General features: G+C 52.7%; 1 protein-coding gene. It reads left to right on the top strand.

The annotated features are described in order from the left end of the window. Nucleotides 1-253 precede the first annotated feature (253 nt). On the top strand, nt 254-528 hold a 275-nt coding region (locus ACK8OU_RS20435; RefSeq protein ID WP_410305158.1), incomplete at its 3' end, for a hypothetical protein.

The following is a 528-nucleotide window of genomic DNA, read 5'->3' as shown; positions in this document are numbered from 1 at the left end:
CAGTAGTATATATGGGGGCGCCGACCGGCGCGTGCTGCCTATTGTATCCTATAATAGAATAGGCGCCTGTGCGTTCCGGCTCCTGACCGGCACACCAAGCTATATGGTATAATACAGTGATGGTGGACGAGGCGCGCCCCCTCGGCACGCCACCTGATGAAACGATCGGGCAGGCTCGTTTTCCTGATGGACAACGCAACGACCAGAATCGTGTTACAATTTGTTTTTACCGTTTCCCATGAAAGGCAGAGACATGCGTATTCTTGCGATTAGCATTACCGCGATGGCACTGATTTCAACCGGCGCTATCGGTCAGGATATTTCTCCCGAGGCATTCGATGCCCGAGGCTATGTTGCGGACTTAAATGCCGTTTCTGAAAACTGGCGTGAGGGTGAACTGACCAATTCGGATATCGTGATCATTGCTTCCGTAGGCTGTAGCACCCTGCGTAAAATCAAGGCCGATGACCTTATGGGACATGCCGCGCGCTGGATTGATGCCGTAGGATACCCAGAACCCAACCTCAT

Origin of the sequence: Pontitalea aquivivens (assembly GCF_046507575.1) — a bacterium.
GTDB lineage: Bacteria > Pseudomonadota > Alphaproteobacteria > Rhodobacterales > Rhodobacteraceae > Pontitalea > Pontitalea aquivivens.
Note: the sequence above shows the minus strand (reverse complement) of the source record. Positions and strands in the feature narration are given on the sequence as shown.